At 66.3% G+C, this 1,625-nt stretch carries 1 protein-coding gene and 5 tRNA genes; all 6 read left to right on the plus strand.

Translation table 11 applies throughout. The features are described from left to right. Positions 1–148 precede the first annotated feature (148 nt). The 6 genes from ACWGIG_RS38790 to ACWGIG_RS38815 all read left to right on the plus strand — a co-directional run bounded on the left by ACWGIG_RS38790 (position 149) and on the right by ACWGIG_RS38815 (position 1,520). Positions 149–868 (plus strand): HAD family hydrolase, encoded by a 720-nt coding sequence (locus tag ACWGIG_RS38790; protein WP_453326429.1) that lies wholly within the window; start codon positions 149–151, stop codon positions 866–868. A gap of 90 nt (positions 869–958) precedes the next feature. Further along, positions 959–1,030: transfer RNA gene (locus ACWGIG_RS38795), tRNA-Gln, on the plus strand. Positions 1,031–1,082: 52 nt separating this feature from the next. After that, positions 1,083–1,155 (plus strand) — tRNA-Glu (locus ACWGIG_RS38800). A gap of 89 nt (positions 1,156–1,244) precedes the next feature. Then, positions 1,245–1,317: transfer RNA gene (locus ACWGIG_RS38805), tRNA-Glu, on the plus strand. Positions 1,318–1,353: 36 nt separating this feature from the next. Beyond that, positions 1,354–1,425, plus strand: a tRNA-Gln gene (locus ACWGIG_RS38810). A gap of 22 nt (positions 1,426–1,447) precedes the next feature. Continuing rightward, positions 1,448–1,520 (plus strand) — tRNA-Glu (locus ACWGIG_RS38815). Positions 1,521–1,625 lie beyond the last annotated feature (105 nt).

Below are 1,625 nucleotides of genomic sequence, written 5' to 3' on the forward strand. Positions count from 1 at the left end.
CCCTCCTCGCGTGCGTACGCCTCCTCGCGTGCGTACGCCGTCGAGACGCACGGCCCGTGGCGCCCCCGACCGGGACCTGACCGGACCTGTTCCGGTCCGCCGCCCGCGCACCCTCGGCCTGGGGCGGTATTGCGCCTAGCCTGGCCCCATGCCGATCCGAGCCGTCGTCTGGGACATCGACGACACCCTCTTCGACTACGCCTCCGCCGACATCACCGGCATGCGCTCCCACTTCGCGGCCGAGGGCCTGCCCGTCGGGTACGACACCGCCGAGCAGGCCCTGGACCGCTGGCGGGAGCTGACGAAGCTGCACTGGGGGCGCTTCGCCGCGGGGGAGTGCACCTTCGAGGAGCAGCGGCTGGACCGCATCACCGGCTTCCTCGGGGCACCCCTCAGCGCCGGGGAGGCCGACGACTGGTTTGCCCGGCACGTGGTGCACTTCGAGGCCGCCTGGACGCTCTTCCCGGACACGGTGCCGGTCCTGGACGCCCTGGCCGACGGCTACCGGCACGCGGTGCTCTCCAACTCCAGCATGCTCAACCAGGAGCGGAAGCTGAAGACCCTGGGGCTCTGGGACCGCTTCGAGACGGTGCTGTGCGCCGCCGAGCTCGGGGTGGCCAAGCCCGCCGCCGAGGCGTTCCACGCCGCCTGCGACGCCCTTGCACTCCCTCCGCAGGAGGTCGCGTACATCGGGGACGAGCCGGACATCGACGCCCGTGGAGCCGTGGCCGCCGGGCTGTCCGGGATCTGGCTGGACCGCTCGGGGGAGGGCGGGCGACCGGATCTGGTCTCCGTGTCCGGACTCGATCAGGTCCCTGAGCTGCTGCGCTGCAATACCCGTTTTGGAGCCCCGGACACCTTCGGGTAATGTTCTTTCTGCGCCGCCCGAGAGGGCCGAAAGGTCCGGCCGGGAAGCGCAAGCCGAACAAAGACCCCCGATCAGGGGGTTGCGTTTTGGTGGGCTATGGTGTAATTGGCAACACTACGGTTTCTGGTACCGTCATTCTAGGTTCGAGTCCTGGTAGCCCAGCTCGCAAGAGTTGTTGAAGTCACGCAAGTGAAGTACATGCAGCTCTGCTAGGGCCCCCGTTGTGTAGCGGCCTAGCACGCCGCCCTCTCAAGGCGGTAGCGCCGGTTCGAATCCGGTCGGGGGTACAGATCCTATCTTTCCGACACCTTCAGGTCGCTCCTGGATGTATCGCTGAAACACCATGCGACTAACGTCGCGTGGGAGGATCGCTAGGGCCCCCGTTGTGTAGCGGCCTAGCACGCCGCCCTCTCAAGGCGGTAGCGCCGGTTCGAATCCGGTCGGGGGTACTGGTAGCAATCAATTCAAAATGGTTGAAACCACCATGGGCTATGGTGTAATTGGCAACACTACGGTTTCTGGTACCGTCATTCTAGGTTCGAGTCCTGGTAGCCCAGCGCAGTAACCAGCAACAAAGAGGCCCCCGTTGTGTAGCGGCCTAGCACGCCGCCCTCTCAAGGCGGTAGCGCCGGTTCGAATCCGGTCGGGGGTACAGCAGCAGGAAGCCCTTCGCATCATCGATGCGGAGGGCTTCTTCGTGTAACCGTACGCCCGTGTGCAGTACGCCAGTTGTACGCCGGAGCCCCGAACTCCCGCG

Source organism: Streptomyces sp. NPDC054863, assembly GCF_053610825.1.

What these genes read in the sequence shown, in the direction of transcription:
- ACWGIG_RS38790 (WP_453326429.1), top strand. Translation starts at nt 149, where the DNA reads ATGCCGATCCGAGCCGTCGTCTGGGACATCGACGACACCCTCTTCGAC.